This is a genomic window from Singulisphaera rosea (genome assembly GCF_054877945.1).
The window spans coordinates 6,631-30,286 of the sequence record NZ_JBTYIP020000003.1; the positions used below are offsets into that span (position 1 = coordinate 6,631).

Genomic DNA, 23,656 nt, shown 5'->3' on the forward strand with positions numbered 1-23,656 from the left:
CACTCCATCTTCGATGTGACGACTCCTACAGCCTCGGTGGCAAGCGAGGCCAAATCGAGGGCTCCTGGGCAAATTCGAGGCGACGATCTCTGAAGAGTTGACCCGGAATGGCCACGAAAGCGGCTTAAGATCGCATTGCGCCCACCCTTTCTGAGTGCGCACGACGAGCGATCAGGAACCATTGACACTCTCGCCACCACGATCCCCGTCGGGATTTCGGGCCGCGGAGCGGTACTGTCGCGCCTACGCACCAAATATGCAACCACGCATCATCCAACAAAACGAATTAGTTCATTTAGGATCCATGGCAATCATTCTTGTAATTGACAGTCAATAAATTCTCTGACTAGACTCTTTACGCTTGCTCAGATTGGCCCCCGAAAGGATCCCCCCCCCCATGGATCGCATCTCACCGAGACTCGATCGTCGAACGCCCTCCCCGTCGATCAGGCGCCGCCGGCGAAGGCCCGCCGTCTCGGAGGGTGTGACGCTCGCATTGGAATGGCTGGAGGACCGGACCCTCCTGGCATCGGGGCTCGCGACCAATACCTCACCGCTGATCCACGTCCAGGCGGCGGCCACGACCACAACCCCGCTGACGACCGCCCAGGTCGCGGCGATCAACGCCGGTGTCGACAAGGTCGTGGCGTGGGCAGCAAGCCTCTCTGGATCCCAGGCGTTCCTGCACGCCTTCCCGCTCGTGTCGGACGAGATCGCTTCGGGGCTCAGGAACGGCCTCCAGAAGGGGCTCGGCGACGCCGTCCACGCGTATTTCGCCGCGACGACCAGCCCGACCGCCGAGGGGCTCGTGGATGCGTTGAAGAAGGTCAGCGTGTCGACGACGGCCCTGACCGCCTCGATCGACCCGAGCTTCGTCACGCTCTCGATCAAGGGCGGCGTCTCCGAGTTTGGCCTCAAGCTCACCGCCCAGGCGACGACGAGCACCGCGTTGTCCGACCTCACGAACGCCGGGCAAACTCAGAACCTCAAGCCAGACGGCACGGCCAATCTCGACGTGGTCGCGAAGCTCACCGTTCCCCTCACGTTCGGGGTGGACACGACGGACACGACGAAGCCGCCGGTCTTCTACCTGAAGGCGCCGGCCGCGTTCCAGGCGTCGGCGACCGTGCAGTCGACCAACCTGAACTTCGGCCTGAACGTCGGCATGCTCGGGGCCGCCGTGCAGAAGGGCTCGGTGCAGCTGAGCGCCTCGGCCGGCCTGACCCTCCAGGACTCGAATAACGACGGCCGGATTTCCTTGGCCGAGCTGGCCGGGCCGGTGGACACCCTCGTCAAGGTCGCCGCGACGGGCTCGCTGGACGCCACCCTCCCGGTCCAGGCGACCCTGGGCGGGACGACGGCCAAGGGCACGATCACCGTCCGGGCGTCGGACCTCTCCCAGCCCGGCGACCCCACCGTCGGATACCTCAATCTCGACGGCTGGAGGAACTTCACCCTCATCGCACCGGGCGACGTCCAGACGCTGCTGACCCAGCTCGGCCAACGCCTGGGACAGCTCGGCCAGGACGTCTGGGCCAAGCAGGCCCCGTTCGCCTCCGGGCTGACGCTCGGCCAGGCCGTCGACCTCGAGCAGGCATTCCGGGCCAGGGTTGTGGGCCTGATCGGCAGCCTGGACAGCACCGGCAAGCAAAGGATCCCCAAGTTCATCACCGCGCAGGACCTCTCGGCGCTCCTGGCCCAGGTCCTCGGCCTCACCGCCTCGCAGGTCGGCCTCGGCTTCACCCCGACGACGAACGAGCTGACCTTCCGGCTCTCGTTCACCGCCACCGCCGCCGATTTCGCGGCCGAGGACAAGACGGCCCCCTTCCAGATCGACCTGAATCAAGGAGGGTTGGCCGGGGGGGTACTCGGAGGTACGGCCTCGGCGTCGCTCGGCCTCACGCCCCAGGTCCAGGCGGGCCTGACCTTCGGCATCGTCCTGACGCCGCTCGGCAACGGGTTCGTCCTCACGACGAGCACGCTCTTGAGCAGCCTCAATGGTGGGGCCGGTGTCCGCACGGACGGGACGACCAAGCCCGACATCAAGGTCACCCTGACCGACGCCTCGAGCTTCACCGTCGACCTCGACGGGGCCAAGACGATCCAGGAGGTGATCGACCGGATCCAGAGCGCCTCGAACGGGAAGGTGCGCGTGGTGATCGACCCGGCCAGCCGGGCCGGCCTGCTCATCCAGCAGGTGACGGCCCCCTCGGGGTCCGCGAGCACCAAGTCGCCGAACCTGGCCGTCTCCCCCGCCAACGACTCGCCCGCGGGGACCGACCTGGGGATCCTCGGCACCGACGGGGGCCGGACCGGCACCGTCTCCGGCCGGCCCCTGCACGGGGACACGCTCGAGAGACACGCGTTCGTCCGAGATGCCTCGTTCAGCTTCAGCCTCGACGGCAAGGCCGCCGGGATCGCCGCGACCGCGAACCTCGGAGCCGTCGGCCTCAAGATATCGAACGGCGTCGCCACGTTCCATGCGGCCGGGTCGTTCTCCCTGGCCGACCCCGGAGCAGGGGCGTCCAAGGACGGCCGGATCAGCCTCGACGAGTTGACGGACGTCGTCCGCGACCTCTTGAAAGACCCGGCCGACACGACCGACTACGCCAAGCTCGTCACCAATTCCAAGCTCTCGGGCACGGCGCACGTCGACCTACCCGTCAGCCTCCGTGCCCCACTCGCGGGGGTCACGCTACCGTCCGACGCGAAAATCACCGTCGACTGGACGAACGTCGCCGACCCGACGACGCTGTCATTAAAGGTCGACCCGAGGATCGACCTGAAGGGCCTGACGATTTCACTGGCGATGCAGGGTTTGCAGGCGGGGAGGGACTTCCTGGCCAAGGAGCTCCAATCCGCGATCTTCCAGCAGAAGATCCCCCTGCTGAACAAGAGCCTGGCCGACCTCGCCAGTGTCACGGCCAAGCTCGACGCGGCGATCGACGACCTGAGACGGAACCCGCCGCAGACTCTCGACGAGCTCGCGCAGCGGCTCGCCGCACTCGTCCCGTCGTCGGGCTCGCTGTTCAGTTTCAGCAACAAAACGCTCGACCTGAACCTCGCCTATGCGTTCAAGGACAGCCTGGGTGTCCACCTGAGCTACGACGTCTCGCCGGCCCTCGGGAAGTTCATCGACGTCGGCGCGGCGGGGGTCGTCGCGCTCCAGGTCAACGGCAGCGTGCAGCTCGGGCTGTCGATCGACCTGACGAACCCGGCCTCGCCCCTGGTCTACGTGAAGGACAACAGCGCACTGACGGTCGGTGCGATGATCGACGGCAAGGCGATCAACCTCGACGCGGCGCTCGGCCCGTTCGGCATCTTCGTCCGGGGCGGGACCGTCAGGCTCGACAGCGGCACGGTCGCCCAGCCCGCGACCTGGACCGTCTCGCTCGCGTCCGCGGGGACGTCCCACCGCTACCTCGCGTCGCAAGTGGACACCCATTTCGTCAGCGTACTGAAGGGCCAACTCTCCGCCGCCTTGCCGGTCTTCTTCCCGACCCAGAACCAGGCGCAAGGCTCCTTCACCCTGACGGTCGCCGACCTGAACCAACCCGAGAAGGCCACCGTCAACGCCCCGTCGATCAAGGTCGCCGTCGGCAATCCGCTCGACAGCCTGCCGTTGAGCAACGCCATCGGCGGGGTCGACAGCCTCTTGCAGTTCCTGCAAGACGCCCTCGACCGCGCCGTCGACGGCGTGACGGTCCCGCTGGTCGGCGGCCAGCTCTCGCGTGTGGTCGACCTCATCGAGCCGCTCCGGAACAAACTGGGGGACCTCTGGCAGGATGCCCTCAAGACGACCCCGCAGATCACCGCCGACCTGATCCAGTCCGTCCTCCAGGACGCGCTCGGCACCTCGGCGAAGGTCGATGTGACGGCCACCGGCGACGACATCCACTTCCACCTCGCGTTCAGCACGCTGGCGGTCACCATGCTGCCGATCGACATGGGCCTCGACAGCCTCGGGCTCAAGGTGACCGGGACCGCCCGGTTCGACGCCGGCCTCTCCCTCGACCTCGGCTTCGGCGTCAACAAGAAAGACGGCTTCTACATCGACACCGCCCATGCGGACGAGCTGACCCTCTCCCTGGCCGCGAGCGTCCCCGGGCTGAACGCCACCGGCAACCTCTTCCTCTTCAACCTCGGGGTGAAGGACCACTCGGCGACGCCGACCCTACTGAAGGGGACGCTCGACGTCGACCTGACCGACCCGGGGATCGGGTCCGCACTCGACGGCCGACTGACCGAGACCGAGCTGAACAACAGCCCCCTCGGCCGGATGCTGACCGTCACCCTGGACGCGAGCGCCCACGTCGACCTCGACCTGACCGCCGGGTTCGGCAACGGCCAGGATCCGAGCAATGCGCTTGCGACCGTGCTCCGGACCGAGTTCCGTCTCGACTGGGTCTTCAACACGACGACGGCCCCGAGCGGCAACCTCCAAAACGTCGGCTTCGGGAATATCCAGCTCAACGTCGGGGCGCTCACGGGCGGCATCGTCGGGGGCGTCCTCCGCGACATCCAGAAGGTCCTGGCGCCGATCAAGCCGATCATCGACGTCCTGACCACCCCGATCCCGGTCATCTCCGACCTGGCCGGAGAGGTGACCCTCATCAAGCTCGCCAAGCTCTTCGGCTACGTCTCCGCCGACACGGAGACGTTCGTCGCACAGGCGAAGAAGCTGATCGACTTCGTCTTCAGCATCCCGACATCGGGGGGAGACGCGTGGATTCCCCTGGGCAGCTTCGACGTCGCCGGGGGCAACGGCAACGGCCAGGGCGTCCCGCTCCAGATCGGCGGCTTCGGCGGGTCGATCCAGTACTCGAACCCCCACCCGGCCTCGAGCCAGCAGATCCACGACGCCCTCTTAACCCCCGGGTCCAAGGACGCTGGGGCGTTCCTGGACTCGACCGGGTTCTCGTTCCCGATCCTCCAGGACCCGACCCAGGTCTTCAACCTCCTGCTCGGCAAGGACGTGGACATCGTCAAGTATGCGATGCCCAAGATGAGCCTGGACTTCACCTACACGCAGTTCTTCCGGATCTTCGGGCCGCTCGGCGCCAGGCTGACGGGCTCGATCGGGGCGAGCGCCCAGTTCACCTTCGCATTCGACACGCACGGCATCCGCGAGTTCGCCGAGGGCGGGTTCAAGGACCCGGGCAAGGTGGCCGACGGCTTCTACGTCGTCACGACGGCCGACCCCCAGGTCCACTTCTGGGGCGAGATCTCGGCCGCGGCGGCCATCAACGTGGTCTTCGCCGAGGCCGGGGTCGGCGGGGGGCTCTTCGCGGACGTGGGATTGCGCCTGCACGACCCCAACAACGACGGCAAGGTCCGGTTCGACGAGATCGTAGCCGACTTCCAGCAGGGACCGCTGGGGCTCTTCGACGGGCATGGCGACATCAGTGCCCAGTTTAAAGCCTACGTGAAGATCGGCTTCGACGCCCCGTTCATCGGGTTCATCACCCTGTTTAGCCAGGACTGGACGCTCGCCAAGATCACCCTGGTCAGCTTCGACATCACCGCCCCGCAGGACACGACCCCGCATCTCGCCACGCTCGGCTCCAACGGCGACTTGCGTCTGAACATGGGCGCCTACGCCAGCCAACGCGTCTTCGGCGATACCAACGACGGCGACGAGACCTTCTCCGTCACGCGAGGCGACGAGGACAACTCGGTCAAGGTCACCGCCTTCGGGAAGACAATCCAGTACCTCCACGTCTCGAGGATCGTGGCGGACGGAGGCGCGGGCAACGACACCATCACCATCGACGCCAATGTCTCGCTGCCGGTCGACCTGCGGGGAGGGGTGGGCAACGACACAATCCGGGCCCTCGGTTCGGGCTCGGCGACGATCGACGGCGGGGACGGCAACGACAGGCTCACGGCGGGCGCGGGCCCCGCGAACGTCACGGGCGGCGCGGGTGACGACGTCATCTCGGGGGGCGACGGGGTCAACCAGTCCCTCGACGGTGGCTTCGGAAACGACACCATCACCGCGGGGGCCGGCCAGGGCCAGCAACTCTTCGGCGGCCAGGGGGCCGACCAGCTCTTCGCGGGGATCGGCCAATCGCAGAATTTGCGCGGGGGCGACGGCGAGGATGTGCTGGTCGGTGGGGGCGGCGCCTCGCAGCAGCTCTCCGGCGAGGCGGGAGACGACCGCCTCTACGGCGGGACGGGGGCCGGCCAGTCGCTCGACGGCGGCTCGGGCAACGACCGGCTCTTCGCCGGCGAGGCCGACGGCCAGTGGCTGCAAGGCGACCTCGGCGACGACGTCCTCCAGGTCGGTTGGACGCTCGTCTCGAACGTCTATCAGGCCGGAGACTCCACGCTGGGCGCAGGCCACTCGTACACGATGTATGGCGGGAGCGGCAGCGACACCCTCTTCGGCGGCAAGGGCATCGACACCCTCTTCGGCGACAGCGGGAACGACGTCCTCTTCGGCGGGGGAGGCGGCGACTCGCTCGACGGCGGCTTCGGCAACGACGTGCTGCACGGCGACGCCTTCAACGGCGAAGGGAAGCCCGTCGCCGCCGCGGACGAAGGGAACGACACCCTCTTCGGCGGCCTCGGCAACGACCTCCTCCTCGGCGACGGTGGCAACGATACGCTCCGCGGAGACGAGGGCAACGACCTCCTGGTGGGCGACTACGGCGACACCAAGAATTCGAGCGGCCTGCCGATCGGCGGCATCGTCCCCGACAAGCAGCCCTCGGGAGGGAAGGGGGGCAACGACACCCTCTACGCCAGCACCGGCCAGGACGGCCTCTACGGCGAACAGGGTGAAGACACGTTCGTCTTCGACCTCAATACCGCCGGCGGCGCCTCCGGGACCACGATCGACGGCGGACCCAACCGCGACGTGGTCGTCTTCCAGGGGGGAGACGCCGACTCCTCGAGCAAACCGATCAACGACGACATCGCCGTCAGCCTCGTCGACGCGAAGTCACGCACCTATAAGATCTCGGACAAGTTCGTCAACTGGATCTACGACCCCGCAGGCAACCTTTCGGGAAGCGAGGTCGTCCAGGACCTCGGCTCGATCACTTACACGATGCCGGCCTCCGTCGAGGTCTTCCGGATCGCCGGCCGACAGGGCGACGACCGCGTCAAGGTCGACTCGACGTTCACCCAGCGCATGGAGATCGACGGCGGGGCGGGCAACGACACGCTCATCGGTGGCGGCGGCCTGAACACGATGTGGGGCGATGAGGGCGACGACCTCCTCATCGGCGGAAAGGCGACGAACGAGCTTCATGGCGGCGACGGCAAGGATACCCTCCTCGGAGGCGCCGGGGCTGACGCCCTCTTCGGCGAAACGGAAGACGACATCCTGGTCGGCGGCGGCGGCAGCGACTTCCTCTACGGCGGCGACGGCAACGACTTCATCATCGGCGACAGTAACGTCAACTACGACGCCCTCATCGGCGGCAAGTATCCGGGCACGCCGCCCGTCTCGAAAATCGATCTCAACCATCTCGTCGGCATCATGGCGCTCTACGGCGTCACCATCACCAGCGATACGGCCAGCGACATCATCTACGGGGACGACGACGCGAGCGGCGACGGCATCGGGGCCGCCTTCGGCAATGACGTGATCTTCGGTAGCGACGGCGACGACGTGATCTTCGCCGGCGGGGGCAACGACTGGGTCGACGGCCGCGCCGGGCTCGACGTCATCGACGGCGGCGCAAACGACGATGACCTCTACGGCGGCGGCGGATACGACCGAATCTTCGGCAACGACGGCAACGACCACATCGATGCGACCCGGTGGGACGAGAGCGCCTTCAGCCCGATCGCGACGCAGGACGCAGGACTCAAGATCGTCGACATCATCAGGTCCGAGAACGACCTCATCAACACCCTCCAGGTCACCCAGACGAGGATCGTCGGGCAGATCGAGGACCTTTCCGAGCTCATCGCCTTCCTCGAGTTTCCCCAGGACTGGGCGGGTCAACTCTCGGCCACGACGATCAAGAACGTCGCGGCCCGATACCCGCTCAGCGCCACGACTCAAGAAAGCACCTTCGAGCAACTAAAGGACATCTACGGGGAAGATTTTTCGGACCTGAACACCCACTACCTCACCCTCTTGACGACCTACGGCGACAACCTCAAAACGGAACAGGACGCGATCGCGAAGGCGCGTGCCAACCTGACCGCGGAGTTGCAAAACCTCAAGGGACTCGACGCGAAGTGGTACGATAGTACCAAGACCTTGCCCTCTTACATCATCACGGGCGGTGATGGTAACGACGTCATCCACGGCAGTAACGCGAAGGACGTCATCGACGCCGGCCAGGGGAACGACACGATCTACTGGAGCCCCGGCGACGACGCGATCTTCGGCGGCACCGACCCCGGTAGCGGCACGTCCGATCAATCGAAGGACACGTTCGTCGTCCAGGGGTCCGCTGGGGCCGACACGATCGACGTCTGGTCCAACCCCGGCGAGTCGGTCCACGTCCGCTTCTCGGGCCTGGACGGCATGGGGACCCTCCTCTCGAATACCCACGACAAGGACGTCACCGTCGACCACCTCGGGATCGAGAACATCGAGGTCGACGCCCTGGGCGGCGACGACTATGTCACGGTGGCCACCGGCAAGGATGCTTACCTGACGGTCTACGTCGACGGCGGCACCGGCAACGATTATCTCACCGACGCCGGCTCCGCGGGCCGCAGGCCGGGCGACACCGACCCGAACCACTCGGACCTCGACGCCGCGGACACGACCGTCCGGTTGGTGGGCGGCGCCGGCGACGACACTCTCCTCGGCGGCAATGCCGACGACACGCTGATCGGTGGTAATGGCACCGACAGGAAACTGGATGACGCGAACGACGTGCCGGATGTCGACCTCTCGTGGGGGCAAACCGACAACGACACTCTCTACGCCGGGCCCGGCAACAATCAGACACTTCGTGGCGGAGTCGGCGACGACGTCATCTACACCGGCACGGGCTTGAACGATGCCCTCTACGGAGGCGACGGCGAGGATCGACTCGTCGTCCTGGGGAGTGTCGGAAATGACGTCATCAGGGTCGATCCAGGTCAGGTCACCGAGACCAGCATCATCCCGATCCAAGGTAGACCCGTCACGTTCGAGAGCTCGACCAGCTACCTGTATTTCGAGTCCGTCGATATCCAGGCGGGCCCGGGCGACGACTCGGTCGTCTCATCCATCCTGGGCACGATCCCGGTCCACGCGGACGGGGGTCCCGGCACCAATTCGCTCGTCATCCTCGGAGATGAAAACCCCAACACGTTCACGCTCACCGAAGACGGATCCGACGTTGCTGTGAACGGCGATGCCTCGGTGACCACGTCCGGCTTCTGGTCGCTGACCATCGACGGCGGCCCGGGTGACGACGTCATCGACGCCAACGCACTCTCCGCATCCCATCCCGTCACCTTGCTCGGTGGACCAGGCAACGACACCATCAACGGAGGTGCGGGGAACGACTTCATCCGGGGAGGCGACGACAACGAGACGGCCGACGACAACGACACGGTCCAGGGGTTTGGGGGCGACGACACGATCTTCGGCGGCGCCGGCGACGATTCCCTCTACGGTGGTGATGGGACGGATACCATCGATGGCGGCCCGGGCTCCGATTATCTCAATGCCACGGGAAATGACTCGACCTACGACATCCTCTATTACAGCGACGGCAGCGATCGATACCAGGGGCAGTACCAAGACCCGATCTATTCACACGACCAGATCATCTACCGGGCCAGCCCCAATGACACGATCCTGGCATTCGGGAAAGGCTTCCTCGTCAACGGCAACTTCAAGCCTTTCGGATACGCTTATGCCATCGAGACCCTGGGTGTCGAGACAGGTGGCGCTCCTGTCGACTTCCGGGTCGGCCAGTGGGATGACCTCCCCTGGGTCACGGCATACTCAGGCGGCTGGGACGCCGAATCCGCCCTCGTCGACGTCAACTACTCCTACACCGGCCACGGGAACCAACCCTATTCGACCCCCACTTATACGTGGCCATCGGCGATCAACGAACGTTTCAGCGGGCAAAAAAGCAGCCTAGACACGGTCAACTTCGAGTGGGGCACCGACAGCCTCAGGATGTATGGCCAGACGAGTTACCTCGGTTCCGATTTTCTCTTCATCCACACCGACGGGACCGCGACACTCACGGGGACCATCTACGGACAGCGTTGGAACCCCAATTTGAACCCGTACCAGGACCACTATTACGGTTACAACATTTATGGTCTGTGGTACAACAAGGTGACGAACGTCCCCGGGATCGTCCTTTCCTACTCCGACATCTCCGTCGAGGCGACCGGGCCGGATGGCGCGGTCGTCGACTATCCTCCGGCGACGGCCGGTGGGACCGTTCCAACGTCGACGGTCACCTATTCGATTCCCAGCGGTACGACTTTCCCGATCGGCTTGACGACGGTCGTTGCGACGACATCCGCGCCGAGCAACAACTCATCCCCGATTTATGTCCCCCTGGGGATCCCGACGGGCAACGTCACAATCCTGCCCGTCGGACCCGGGACCTTGTTGCTCGACGACACCACCAGTGTTGTATTCCAGGTCACGGTCCGCGACACCACTCCGCCGACGATCCAGCCACTCACGAACATCACCATCTCGGCGAACGACCTCGGCAACGCAAAGGCCTCTTTCGCCCTTCCCCTCGCCACCGACCTCGTCGACCCGAATCCCGTCGTCACGACTTCGATCCCATCCGGCTCGCTCTTCCACCTGGGCGTCACGCCCGTCGTCGTGACCGCCACCGACATGTTCGGCAACAGCAGCTCCCGGACCTTCCTCGTCACCGTCACCGACACCAAGGGAGTCAGCTCCAGCCTCAAGTCTTCCGCGGTCGATCCCCAGGGTCGGGCGAACTACGCCCTGAAGACCGACGGGTCGCTCTGGAAGGACCAGGGCACAAACCGAAGCCTCCTGGACAGCAACGTCACCTCGCTCGAGCTCTCGAACGGCGGGGCACTCTACTGGTTGCGCGGCGACGGCAAGCTCTCGCAAGACGGCGTCGGCGTGGTCGACACGAACGTCAAGTCGTTCTCGATCGACTCCGACGGTGCGGTTTACGTGCTCCACGGCGACGCGACCCTGACCTTCCTCAATGGTGCCACGATCGCCTCGAACGTCCTCTCCTTCTCGCTCTCGGAGCACGACACCTTGTACGTGCTCGGTGGCGACGGCGTCCTGTCCCGTTTCGACGTGGGTCCGATCGAGTCGGACGTCAGGTCTTTCGCACCCGGGCCCGACGGCACGCTCTACATCCTGAAGGGCAACGGCGACCTCCAGATGAGGGGGAACCAACTCTATGTTCCGGTGAGCGCAGGAGATCACACCGAGGTCGTTGAGGCCAATCTCGACTCCGACGTCGTCTCTTTCGCGGTCGCGAGCGACGGCGCCCTGTACGAGCTCAGGAACGACGGTGGACTCTTCGCGAGGACGCCGGACGGGACATGGAAGTCGATCGGCACGGGCTTCCAGTCGATGGTCTTCGACGCCCGAAGCGACACGGCTTACGGGTTGAACGGGGCCGGCGAAGTCGTCGCCTTCAACCGCCTCACCAGCCCGAACGGCGCGAAGTTCAATGAACACGTCCAGTCCATCGCCCTCGACGCGCAGACGGGCACCCTCTTCGCACTAACGACGACCGGCGACGTCAAGGCGCACAAGGCATTCTCTTCGAACTCCTCCTGGACGACGATCCGGAGCGGTGTGGTCACGATCGCGCTCGACGACCAGACCGATACGCTCTATGCCCTGACAACAGCGGGCGTCTTGATCTCTTACAACGAGGTGACCACCGGCGCGAACTGGAACCAAATCACCGACCACCAAAAGTCGATCGGGCTCAATCCAAGGACGGGGACGTTGTACCTGCTGAGCGACACGGGAACGATTGCGACATATAATCCTGTCATCTCGGGTAACGTGCCCGCCCCCCTCGGCGAGTCAACATGGTCGATGATGGTCGTCGACCCGCTCACAGGTGCGGTCTACGGATTGAGCCTCACCGGCCAGGTTTCGGTCTTCAAGGAAACGCCTCAGGGCGGAAACTGGAATCCAATCCGGGACGGAGCGTTGTCACTCGCCCTCGACCCGAGGACCGGCCGCCTTTTCTCGTTGAACGCCAATGGGGAGATCGCGACCTATACCCCTCAGACCGACCAACACTGGACGACGGTCGGTAACGGATTCGTGTCCATGGTCCTGGCGAACCGTTCGGGCACAATCTACGGATTAAACTCCAACGGCCAAGTCCTCTCTTACAACGAATTCACAACCGGGATGTCGTGGCAAGCGGTCGATGTCGGCGTCCAGGCGATCGCCTTCGATGCAAAGACGGGGACGCTTTACTCACTGAAGGCCACATGGTCGTCGAATGGCAACCCGGATTTCGGCCAAGCCGTGACATTCACGGCCGTCGTCAGCGTACCGGGGCCCGGGGAACCTCTCCCGACGGGCACGATCACCTTCATGGACGGTGGCAAGAGCCTGGGCACGGCCAAGTTCACCACGGCTGCCGGCGTCACCCAGGCATCCTTCACGTCGAGTTCGCTCTCCGTCGGCACCCACGTAGCCTCGGTGGCGTACGGCGGCCTTGCGGTCGACCTGCCCAGGACGGTGCCTCTGCTCGGGATTACCGTCGAGAAAGATGCCACCACGAATGTGGTGACGACCGCGACCCCGACGCCCGTCGTCGGCCAATCGATCACTCTCGTCAGTACGGTCAGTGTCACAAGCCCAGGCGCCGGGACGCCCTCGGGGAGTGTTGACTTCTTTGACGGGGCGAAGAAGCTCGGTACGGCAAGTATCGTCGTCAAGAATGGCGTCGCCACGGCGAGTTTCCTGACGTCGCCCCTCGAGCTCGGCACACACTCGTTCACCGCTACCTATTTCGGCGACTCCAACGACGTCGCCAGCGACTCTTCGCCGCTCAGCCTCACCGTCGGCCAGGCCTCTTCACTGGCCTTCGCATCCGCTGCCAGCACCTCGATCAATTACGGGGATTCCGCCACTCTCTACGCCGCGGTCAAGTTCGCCTCCCCGGGTTCCGGGTACGCCACGGGCACCGTCACATTCATGGACGGCTCCACCAAGCTCTCCACCAGGACCCTCGGACTCTCCAAGGGCGTCGTCAGCGTCTCCCTCGTCGTCGCCAACTTCAAGCCCGGCCTGCACTCCATCACCGTCGTCTACGCAGGCGACGCCAACCTCAAGACCAGCACCTCCCCCGTCCTCAACGTCCTCGTCAAGGGGCCCAGCTCCGTCGCCCTCGCCGCCTCGACGCCCTCTCCCGTCGTCGGACAGGCACTGACCTTCACCGCCACCGTCTCCGGCACCGGATCGCCCACAGGTGTCGTCACCTTCATGGACGGCGCCACGCTCCTCGGCACCGGCGACCTCAAGACCGCCAACGGCGTCACCACCGCGTCCTTCTCCACCTCCGCCCTGGCCATCGGGGCCCATTCCCTCTCCGCATCCTACGCAGGCGACTCCCTCAACCTCCCCTCCGCATCCACCACCACGCTCGTCACCAACGTCGGAAAGGCCGACTCCCTCGCCTTCGCTTCCGCAGCGTCAACCTCTGTGACCTTCGGACAGACGGCGACGCTCTATGCCGCGGTCAAGGTCGCGGCGCCGGGGGGTGGGATCCCCACCGGGACCGTCATCTTCATGGACGGTCCGAACAAGATCGACACCCGTACCCTGGGCTTCAGCAAGGGGATCGCATCCGTCTCGACGACCACGTCGTCCCTTGCGGTCGGCACTCACTCGATCACCATCACGTATTCAGGTGATGGCAACACCAAAGCCGGCACGTCCGCCGTGTTGAACCTTGTCGTGCAAGCGGCTGCGAAGACAAATAGCCTCACGGCCGGTGCAACAGCCCCCGTCCCGGCAACCGGATCGAGCATCGCCCCGACGGTCTCCAACAGCGCCCAATTGGCTTCGACGATCCACACGCGATCCGGAAATGTCTCGAGTACTCCGAAGGGCCCCGCGGCCGCTTCGATCGCGAACGGAGGCAGCTTCGGTTCCACAGTCCAGCGTGTTCCGCTCCTTTCCCCACTCAAGGTGGACAACGGGCGACACGGGATCTCGGCGCCCGTTCCTTCGCTCGTGGATACGCTCCTCATGCTCGATGATGAGCCGAAGGACTGGACCCGAAATGGAAATGACGGCCCACTCGCATCGTCCGGAAACCGGCGATCGAGCGTGATGGTTCGTGTCCGGTGATCGAAGATTCTGGACTGCAAAACAGCACGGGCCCGCTTATGCCGGATCGTGTCGTCGGTTAATTCGGGCGGCCGTCCACTTGCAATGCAGCCCGATGCCCCACCCGAGAGGTCACGGGCCGTGCCGATGATCTCTATCCATCCCCCCAATCGAGTCGTATGATCGCGGGTCCGCTGCATGGGTCGTTCAACTCTCGAGGGGTTATCATGTATCCATGGCTCCTGGTCTTGCTTCTCGGCCTGTCCGGACCCTCCGCAGAGGCACCGCAATTTAAGGCCGAGCAAATCTTTCCCCCCAATCAGAGGCAGACCCACGCGCCCGGGATCGTCGAATGCCCGAACGGCGACCTGCTCGCCTCGTGGTACAGCGACTCCGGCGGCCCCGGCGAGAATAACGATGGCGCGATCCAAGGCGCGAGGTGGCTCAAGGAAACCGACTCCGCCTGGAGCGAGCCGTTCGAGTTGGCCGACCGGCCCGGCTTTCCCGACGGCAACACCACGATGATGGTCGACAAAGAGGACCGACTCTGGTTGTTCTGGCCGACGATTCTGGCAAGCTCCTGGGAGTCTTGCCTGATGAATTACAAAGTCTCGAGCGACTACTCCAGGCCCTGGATCCCGAACTGGGACCGCGAGGGCGTGATCTTGCTCAGGCCGGCCCCGTTCCGCGACGAGGTCTTGAAGGCGCTCGACGGTCGCGAGCTCCGGCCGCCTCGAGGGGCGAAGGGGGGACCCGCCGAGCAACGTGCCAAGCTCGACGACCCGCTCTACCAGCGACTCGGCTGGGCGCCTCGGTGCAAGCCGACGATCCTCCCCAGCGGCCGGATCCTGCTACCTCTTTACTCCGACACGTTCTCGATCTCGATCATGGCCGTCAGCGACGACAAGGGCAAATCCTGGTACGCCAGCAAGCCGCTCGCGGGCGGCGGCAACATCCAGCCGACCGTGCTCCGGCGCGACGACGGCACGCTCGTCGCCTACATGCGTGAGGCCGGCCCTCGTGCGTGCATCCGGGTCGCCGAGTCGAAGGACGACGGGATCACCTGGGGAACGGTCGGCGACACCACACTCCCCAATCCCGGGAGCGGCGTCGACGCCGTTCGCCTCGAGAACGGCCACTGGCTGATGGTGTATAACGACTCGAAGACCGAACGATCAAAGCTGGCGGCCTCGATCTCGGAGGACGAGGGGAAGACCTGGAAATGGACCCGGCACCTCGAATCGCATCGCGCCGGTCGATACCACTACCCGGCCGTCATCCAGGGCCACGACGGGACGATCCACGCCATCTACAGTTGCTTCACCGCGGCCGAGCAACCGCCCGCCAAGGGCAAGCCGGAGATCTTCGTCGCGAAGGGGATCAAGCACGCCGCCTTCAATGAGGCGTGGGTCCGGGAAGGGGACTGAAGCGACTCATCGATGTAGGGCCCACGGACGCGGGGCGGAAGTGCCCCGCGTGCTGGCTGGCCGCGGATCGGCATTGACTGTGGCAGAGACCCGACTTCGAAGAAAAAGTCGGGTCTCGAATTGAATAGAAGCGTTCACACCTCGATTTCAAACCCTTTTCGACGCTCACGCGTGAGGAAGCCTTGCGCCTGCGAGTCGTCGAGGATCGTCTCGGCCTTCGGGTCCCAACGGATCGGGCGGCCGAAGCGGGCGGCGATGCCGGCGAGGTGGCAGGTGGTCAGGGCGCGGTGGTGGCTGAAGACGTCGGAGATCGGCTCCGAGCGAGAGACGACGCAGTCGAAGAAATTCCGGATGTGGTCGACGACCGGGCGATTCTTGTAGACCTTCTCGATCGCCCCTTCGGGCAACGGGCGCGTCTTCATCTCGTCGACGGGCTTGCCGGTCAACTTGCCTCGGCCCACGAAGAGGCTCCCCTCGGTCCCCTCGAAGAGGATTCCGTTGGGGCCGTCGTGCCGGATGTCGATCTCCATGCCGTCGGCGTATTTCGCCTTGATCAAGAACTCCGTCGCGGTGTTGTAGTGCGAATCGACGGTGGGGTAGCCATCCTTGAAGTCGACGGGGTGCCTGACCATCACCGGATCGACCAGCTCGGGCCCGGTCTCGGTCTTGCCCATCGCCCAGGTGGCGATGTCGATGTGGTGGGCACCCCAGTCGGTGAGCTTGCCGCCGGAGTACTCGTACCACCAGCGGAACTCGTAGTGGCACCGCGACCAGCTCTTGGTCTCTCCGTGGTCGCCGGCGAGGGAACGGAACTCGACCTTGGGAACCGGCCCGAGCCAGAGATTCCAGTCGAGTCCCTTGGGTACATCCGCCACGGGGATCTCGGGGCTCGTCTCCGCGCCGCCGATGCCGCAGGTCGCCTTCTTGAGCGTGCCGATCCGCCCGTCGCGGATCAGGGCGATCGCCGTCAGGAAGCTCGACTCGCTGCGCTGCTGGGTGCCGATCTGGACGATTCGACCCGTCTTGCGGGTCACCTCGCTCATGAGCCGACCTTCCTCGATGGTCAGCGTCATCGGCTTCTCGCAGTAGACGTCCTTGCCGGCCTTCATCGCCTCGATCGCGACCTTGGCGTGCCAGTGGTCGGGCGTGGTGATGTGGACGATATCGACATCCTTGCGGTCGATGATCGATCGATAATCGAGCACCACGTCGGAGGTCTTGCCGCACCACTCCTTGACGAGCTCCGCGGCCCGATTCCGGCGGGATTCGTCGGCGTCGCAGACGGCGACGTAGTCGGACAGCTTGCGGAAGTCGGGCGCCGTGCCGTAGGCCCCCTTGAGGCCCGTGGCCTTCTGGCACCATCGGCTGCCGGTCCCGACCGCCGCGACTCGAGGCCGGTCCCCGGCCGCCATGAAGCCCGAGGCGTATCGGGATCCGCCGAGCGAGATCGCTCCGGCCCAGGCGATAGTCGACTTCAAAAGATCACGACGGTTCACGCGAGGTGCGCTCATTTGGGTGGGCCCGGATTGAGGATTTCAGGGGGGTGGGGAAGGCTCGTTCCACGGGCGGTCCGACCGACCGCCATCGGCTTAGGACACACCAAGCGAGCACCCCTGTCAACTCCCGAGATCTCTTGGCGAAGTCGGGTCGATGCGCAAGGCCGGTGGACGCGAACCCTGCCTTTTGGATCCGGCAACTTCGGCCGCAGAGCGTCAATCCGCCAGGAGGAGGCGAGGGTCGTCGGGAGGCAGTCCGGAGCGGCCCAACGCCTCCCGTAACTCGGCAGAGACCCCCCAGGGCTCCCTCGGCAGGAGTGCGAGGTCGAAACGGCCGAGCCAATCTCGAGGAGTCGACGGGATGACACCGTCGCTCCAACCGCAGGATTGGGCGAGGGCACCGACCAGGTATCGAGGGTCGATGCCGGCGCTACGAAGCGTCGAAAGCTTGATCGAGCCGTCGCGTTTGGCAAGGCGACGGCCGTCGGGCCCCAGGGCCAGCGGGACGTGCCCGAAACGGGGTAGGGGGAGGTCCAGGGCACGATACAGGAGGATCTGGCGAGGGGTACTCGGGACGAGATCGTCGCCCCGGATGACCTGCGTGACGCCCATGCCCGCGTCGTCGTGGACGACGGCCAACTGGTAGGAGATCTGTCCCGAGGAGCGGGCGACGATGAAGTCGCCGCCGACCACAGAAGGGTCGATGGCCGAGGCGCCCCGGACCAGGTCATCCCAGAAGACGGCCCCTCGAGGGACGCGGAACCTCCAGGCGAACGGGCGATCTCCAAGACTCCTAACGTCAACGACGGTGCGCCCCGAGCAGGTGCCGGGATAGACGGGCCCTTCATCCTCAGCGTGAGGGGCGGAGGCGGCCCGGGCGATGTCGGCCCTGGTGCACGTACAGGGATAGACGGCCTCCGCTCGCTTCAGTCGGTCGAGCGGATCCGCATAGGCATCGAGTCGTTCCGACTGGAGATAAGGGCCCGAGGGGCCGCCGACGTCGGGGCCTTCGTCCCAGTCGAGCCCGAGCCAGCGGAGATCGACGAGGGCGTCGGTCAGCGCCTCGGCGCGAGCCCGAATGGCGTCGAGATCCTCGACGCGGAGGATCATACGTCCTCCATCGACCCGGGCGGCGAGCCAGGCCAGGAGGAACGTCCGCGCGTGGCCGAGGTGCAATCCGCCGGTCGGTGACGGGGCGAGTCGGCCCACGGGGAGCGATTGTAGGGACGAGGATGTTGGCAAGGGATGAGGTTCGACTGGTCGTCGAACCGCCGATCGGGTCTAATTGTCCGTTGAATGACCGCGCCACTTCCGGTGGCGCGGTCTATTTTACCGACCTCGTCAGCCTCAGGGAGCCCTTCGTCGTGGATACGGAATTGAAACGCGCCGCAAAGAGCGTGATCGAGCGGATCGTCCACTTACGAGACTCTCTTTGACTTGGGCGACAAGGAAACTCGCCGCACCGCGCTCGACGATGAGATGAACAGCCCGAGCTTCTGGAACGACCAGGAGAAGGCCAAGGGGATCATCCTCGAGCTGAAGACACTCAACGCCGTCCTCAAGCCCTTCGAGGAGCTTGGGCGACAGTCCGACGACCTCGAGGCACTGATCGAGCTCGCCGACGAGGCGGGGGGCGACGAATTTGACGAAGAAGTCCGGACCGCCACCAAACGGGCCGAGGATGACTTCGACGCGTTCGAGCTGCGCTCGATGCTCAGCGGCCCGAACGACCACTGCAACGCCATCGTGACCATCCACGCCGGCGCCGGCGGGACCGAGGCCTGCGACTGGGCCGAGATGCTCCTGCGCATGTACCTGATGTGGGCCGAATCGAAGCGGTTCCCGACGCAGATCACCGACCGTGAAGACGGCGGCTCGGCCGGGATCCAGGTCGCGACGATCTACATCAAGGGCGAGCATGCGTACGGGTATCTGAAAGGCGAGACCGGCGTCCACCGCCTCGTCCGGATCAGCCCCTACGACTCGGCCGGGAGGCGGCAGACCTCGTTCGCCTCGATCGACGTGCTGCCCGAAGTCGACGACACGATCGACATCGTCCTCCGCGACGATGAACTGAAGCGCGACGTCTTCCGTTCGGGGGGCCCTGGAGGCCAGCACCAGAACAAGACGGAGTCGGGCGTCCGCTACACGCACCTCCCCACGGGGGTCGCGGCCGAGTCGCGGAGCGAACGTTCGCAGCACAAGAACGACGCGAACGCGCTGGCGCAGCTCAAGGCGAAGCTCATCCGCCTGGAAGAAGAGAAACGCGAGGCCGACTTCGCCAAGAAGTACGACGAGAAGGGCGAAATCAGCTTCGGCAGCCAGATCCGCTCGTACGTGCTCCAGCCGTACCAGTTGGTCAAGGACCTGCGGACCGACCACGAGGTCGGCAACCCCAGGGCGGTTCTCGACGGAGGGCTCGACGGCTTCATCGAGGCCTACCTGCGGATGAAGCTCGCCAAGGGCGAGACGAAGAAATCGTGACCCGGGAGGCTCGCATGGCGACGTCTCCTCCAGGTCTCGAGCTCCAGGAGGCCGGGGATCGCTGGACGATCCTCGGCCCCGGCCTCCGCCTGACCTTGTCCCTGGTCGGCGAGCGCTGGGTCCACGACCTGGCCCTACCCGACCATTCGGGGGAGCTCTTCCCGGCCCTCGTCTCCACGGTCGAAGGGGACGTCGGCGGTGGCGACCCGGCCCGGGTCATCAGCCCCGCCTATCAGGAAATCCACGAGCACGAGGCTGGCGAGGTGATCCGCCTCCTGCTGACCGGCCAGTCGACGCCGCACCACTTCTCGGCGGTCCTCACCGCCCGTCGCGAGGAGGAGTCCGTCCTGCTCGAGTTCGACGTCGCCGACCGCACTCGTCGGCCCGTCGAGGCGCTCGCCGCGACCTACCTCGTGCAGCTCGGCTCAGGCGACCTCGAAGATGCCGGGCCGGCCGGGATCGTGTGGGGAGGATCGGCGCTGGGGCGGGGCCGCCTCGAATTCGTCGCCGACGCGCCGAGCATCACCGCCCTGGCCGAGGCCGGTAGGCGCGGGACCCGCGTCCAGGCGCTCGCTCGAGTCGCCTCGACGGACTCCACGCATCGCCTCGCCTATCGCTGGAGATGGACGCCCGGGCCCCAGGCCCACTCGTCTTGAAAATCGGACGTACGAACGTCTTCCCATATTCACCGAGATAAAGCATGGACATCCTCAAAGAGAATGATCCCGATATTTTCGACGCGATACGTTCCGAGGAGCATCGCCAGCGCGACGAGCTCGAGTTGATCGCCTCGGAGAATTACACGAGCGCCGCGGTGATGGAGGCGGTCGGATCGGTCCTCACGAACAAGTACGCCGAAGGCCTCCCCGGCAAGCGCTATTACGGCGGCTGCGAGTTCGTCGACAAGGTGGAGAGCCTCGCGATCGACCGGGCCAAGGCCCTCTTCGGGGCCGAGCACGCGAACGTCCAGCCGCACTCGGGGGCCTCGGCCAACCAGGCGGTCTTCTTCGCGAGCCTGGAGATCGGCGACACCATCCTGGCGATGGACCTGGCCCAGGGAGGCCACCTGACGCACGGGATGAAGCTGAACTTCTCCGGCCGCTGGTATCCGACGATCAGCTACGGGCTCGACCCCGAGACCGAGCGGATCGACTACGACAAGGTGGCGGCGCTGGCCCGCGAGCACAAGCCGAAGCTCCTCCTGGCCGGGGCGAGCGCCTACTCGCGGACGATCGAGTTCGACCGCATGGCCGAGATCGCCCGCGAAGTCGGCGCGGTCTTCTTCGTCGACATGGCCCACATCGCGGGCCTCGTGGCGGCGGGGCTCCATCCGAGCCCGGTCGGAGTGGCCGACTTCGTCACGACGACCACGCATAAGACCTTGCGCGGGCCTCGAGGCGGGATCGTCCTGTGCAAGCAGGACCGGGCCAAGAAGCTCGACTCGGCCGTCTTTCCCGGGCTCCAGGGCGGCCCGCTGATGCACGTGATCGCGGGCAAGGCCGTCTGCCTCGGCGAAGCGCTCCGCCCCGAGTTCAAGGCGTACGCCGCCCAGGTCATCGCGAACGCGAAGACCCTGGCCGAGGAGTTGACCCGCGCCGGCTTCCGCCTCATCTCCGGCGGCACCGACAATCACCTGATCCTGATCGACATGACCTCGCGAGGGCTCACCGGCAAGATCGCCGAGGCCGCCCTCGGTCGTGCGGGGATCACGGTGAACAAGAACCTGATCCCGTTCGACAAGCGGAAGCCCCTGGACCCGAGCGGCATCCGCATGGGGACCCCGGCATTGACGACCCGTGGGATGCGGGAAGACGCGATCCGCAAGGTCGCCGCCTGGATCATCGCCGCCCTCGCCGAACCGGACAACACGGCCGTCTCCGATCGGATCCGCGGCGAGATCGCCGAGTTCGCGCGTGACTATCCGGTCCCGGCCGACGTCACCCCGGCCCGGGCGTCCTGAGCCTCGATCGTCCTCGACGTCAACGCCCCGCGGAGGAACTCTCGGCGCGGGCAACGACCTCAGAAGGCCGCACGCGATAGACCGCGTAGCGGCCTTCGACATGGATCCGCTCCAACGGCCCACTCGACGTCGATGACGCGTGGCCGGCCGAGGTGACGAGATACGAGGCCCCCTGGCGGGTCGCCAGGGCGGCGAGCTCTGTGTCGCTCATCGCGTCGTAGCGACGTTCGAGGCCGTGTCGGTCGGACTGGTAGGCCCGGACGAAGGACGACGACGACCCGTCGAACCCGACGTGGTCGCGGAACCTCGCCGACCAGTCGGCGAGGCCCGCGGCGTGATAAGGGCTCCCGGCCCGGTTGAACGCGAGGTTCCGCAGGGACCAGAGCCGAAACGTTTTAGGCCCGGGCGGCCCGATGAACCGGGCAGAGACCGGGGTGTGGTCGCGGCACCAGACCGCGAGTCGTTCGATGTCGTCGGTCGGGGCTGCCGCGAACCGGCAACGCTCGAGGACCGCACGCGCCCAAGGTCGATCGCGATCGCCCGAGAGCGACGCCACCATCGCCGCCAACGGAACCGCCCAACAGAGCATCGTCACCCAAACCACCCGTCGACGGTTCCAGGTCGGGGTTCGTCCCCGCAATGCCAGGGCCAGGACGGCCAGCGCACCGAGCGCCGCGAGCAAGGGGACGTGTCCCGATTCCGTATCGTGCCGAGCCAGGAAGGCGAGCCCACCGGCGAGCACCAGCCCACCCCCCATCGCTCGGAACGTCAACGCCGCCGACCACTGCTCAAGCGCAGACATCGTCAGTTCGAAGGCCGTGGCGACGACGAACGACCGGTCGCCGGCCAGGCCAACTGCCAGGAGGACGGCACGGCTACGATCCGACCAGCTTCCCCGCCTCCAGAGGCCGAGCACTCGTCCTGAGAGTGCGACCAGTGCCAAGCCGCGCAGCACGGTCGCCATCCGGAACGGCTGGAAGAGCGTGAGCCGAAGGTCCTGAACGACGTCCACGCCCACCCAGGCCACGGCGAGCCCTAGCAGGTTCATGGTCAGCAGCACCGCCAGACGTCTTCGGGCTCCTTCGGGTCCGTGTAGGGTGGGCACCGCAAACCGACCTTCGGAATGCCTGGTGGGCGGTGCCCACCCTACAAGATGTTCACGCTTCGACACGGCCAGGGCCAAGGCCGCCAGGGCCGGGAAGCAGGACCAGGCGAGCCACTGGGGGAGCCGCCAGAGGTGGGGGAGGAGATGCTGGGGACCTTGGACCTCGACGCTCAGCAGCCGGAACTCGTCCGCGGGCAAGCCTTCGAATAGGTGTCCGCCTTGGGAGAGATTCATGGCCAGGCCGGGGGCGAGGGCCACGCCCAACGCGGCCAGGGCTCGAATGGCCAACCTCCCATCGACGTCCGTGCCTTTTCTCCACACGGCACAGCCGCCCCAGGTCGCGCCGAGGAGGAGCGCCAGTTGAAGTCCCACCGACGGGTGGATCAAAACCGCGGTCCCTAGCAACGGAGGCGCGGCCCACCACCCTCGCGTCGGGCGTTCCACCACCAGGGCGAAGGCTATCCACCCGAGCGCGAACCCGATCAGCCGGTCGAGGAGCATCGCCTCGAAGAGGTGGTTCGTCCCGATGTTCCCGGCCTTGGCGATGAGGACGAGGACGACCGCGACGACTCCGACCATCGGCCCGCCTTCGGGCCAGACGGCGCGGGCCATTCGATCCAGGCCCAGGCAGGTCACGGCGAAGGTCAACGCGAAGAGAATCCCCAGGCCCGCGGACAGTCCCAACGGCCGACTCGCGACGTCGAGCAGGGTGAGATAGCCGCGGTGGGGGTTGAACGTGTCGAACGCGCGGACGAAAGGATCGTCGGCGAACAGGGACGGATCTTGCTGGTGGAGGAGCAGGGGGAGGCGATACGCCTGGTCGCCGTCCCGGCTGTGATAGCCGCGCAGCGTGAGGAACATCCCGAAGACCAGGGTGTAGACGAAGGCCCTGGGCAGACCAAAGGACGGCGAGGCGTTGGTCGACATTCCGGTGGATCCCTCCCT

The 23,656-nt window shown here is 65.9% G+C and carries 8 protein-coding genes; 5 read left to right on the forward strand and 3 right to left on the reverse strand.

Annotated elements, in window-relative coordinates; translation table 11 throughout:
* The first annotated feature begins 397 nt into the window (after nucleotides 1-397).
* The gene (locus ACYOEI_RS06470) at nucleotides 398-14,260 is read left to right on the forward strand and encodes an Ig-like domain repeat protein (RefSeq protein ID WP_462848542.1); all 13,863 of its coding nucleotides are present in this window, start codon (nucleotides 398-400) and stop codon (nucleotides 14,258-14,260) included.
* Nucleotides 14,261-14,466: 206 nt separating this feature from the next.
* Nucleotides 14,467-15,666, forward strand: coding sequence for a sialidase family protein (locus ACYOEI_RS06475; RefSeq protein ID WP_462848543.1), 1,200 nt, complete (start codon nucleotides 14,467-14,469; stop codon nucleotides 15,664-15,666).
* A 134-nt stretch (nucleotides 15,667-15,800) separates the two neighbouring features.
* On the opposite strand, the gene ACYOEI_RS06480 is transcribed toward ACYOEI_RS06475, so the two are convergent.
* A complete protein-coding gene (locus tag ACYOEI_RS06480; protein ID WP_462848544.1) occupies nucleotides 15,801-17,162 on the reverse strand; it encodes a Gfo/Idh/MocA family protein in 1,362 nt (453 codons plus the stop codon).
* A 216-nt stretch (nucleotides 17,163-17,378) separates the two neighbouring features.
* Nucleotides 17,379-18,371 (reverse strand): tRNA glutamyl-Q(34) synthetase GluQRS, encoded by a 993-nt coding sequence (gene gluQRS / locus ACYOEI_RS06485; RefSeq protein WP_462848545.1) that lies wholly within the window; start codon nucleotides 18,369-18,371, stop codon nucleotides 17,379-17,381.
* Nucleotides 18,372-18,526: 155 nt separating this feature from the next.
* Between gluQRS and prfB the strand changes: the two genes are divergently transcribed.
* From prfB to glyA, 3 genes are all read left to right on the forward strand, one after another.
* Nucleotides 18,527-19,646, forward strand: a protein-coding gene (prfB, locus tag ACYOEI_RS06490) for a peptide chain release factor 2 (RefSeq protein ID WP_462848546.1) whose coding sequence is annotated in 2 segments (ribosomal slippage) — nucleotides 18,527-18,595 and nucleotides 18,597-19,646 — 1,119 coding nt in all. Because the reading frame shifts where the segments join, the coding sequence is not laid out codon by codon here.
* A 14-nt stretch (nucleotides 19,647-19,660) separates the two neighbouring features.
* The gene (locus tag ACYOEI_RS06495; protein ID WP_462848547.1) at nucleotides 19,661-20,302 is read left to right on the forward strand and encodes a hypothetical protein; all 642 of its coding nucleotides are present in this window, start codon (nucleotides 19,661-19,663) and stop codon (nucleotides 20,300-20,302) included.
* Between the two features lie 44 nt (nucleotides 20,303-20,346).
* Complete coding sequence (glyA, locus tag ACYOEI_RS06500) at nucleotides 20,347-21,606, forward strand: serine hydroxymethyltransferase (protein WP_462848548.1); 1,260 nt, start codon at nucleotides 20,347-20,349, stop codon at nucleotides 21,604-21,606.
* Between the two features lie 19 nt (nucleotides 21,607-21,625).
* On the opposite strand, the gene ACYOEI_RS06505 is transcribed toward glyA, so the two are convergent.
* The gene (locus tag ACYOEI_RS06505) at nucleotides 21,626-23,638 is read right to left on the reverse strand and encodes a DUF6798 domain-containing protein (RefSeq protein ID WP_462848549.1); all 2,013 of its coding nucleotides are present in this window, start codon (nucleotides 23,636-23,638) and stop codon (nucleotides 21,626-21,628) included.
* Between the last annotated feature and the right edge of the window lie 18 nt (nucleotides 23,639-23,656).

Excerpts from the sequence above, each read along its gene's own strand:
- ACYOEI_RS06470 (WP_462848542.1), top strand. The coding sequence starts at position 398 with ATGGATCGCATCTCACCGAGACTCGATCGTCGAACGCCCTCCCCGTCG.
- ACYOEI_RS06475 (WP_462848543.1), top strand. The coding sequence starts at position 14,467 with ATGTATCCATGGCTCCTGGTCTTGCTTCTCGGCCTGTCCGGACCCTCC.
- ACYOEI_RS06495 (WP_462848547.1), top strand. The coding sequence starts at position 19,661 with ATGGCGACGTCTCCTCCAGGTCTCGAGCTCCAGGAGGCCGGGGATCGC.
- glyA (WP_462848548.1), top strand. The coding sequence starts at position 20,347 with ATGGACATCCTCAAAGAGAATGATCCCGATATTTTCGACGCGATACGT.
- ACYOEI_RS06505 (WP_462848549.1), bottom strand. The coding sequence starts at position 23,638 with ATGTCGACCAACGCCTCGCCGTCCTTTGGTCTGCCCAGGGCCTTCGTC.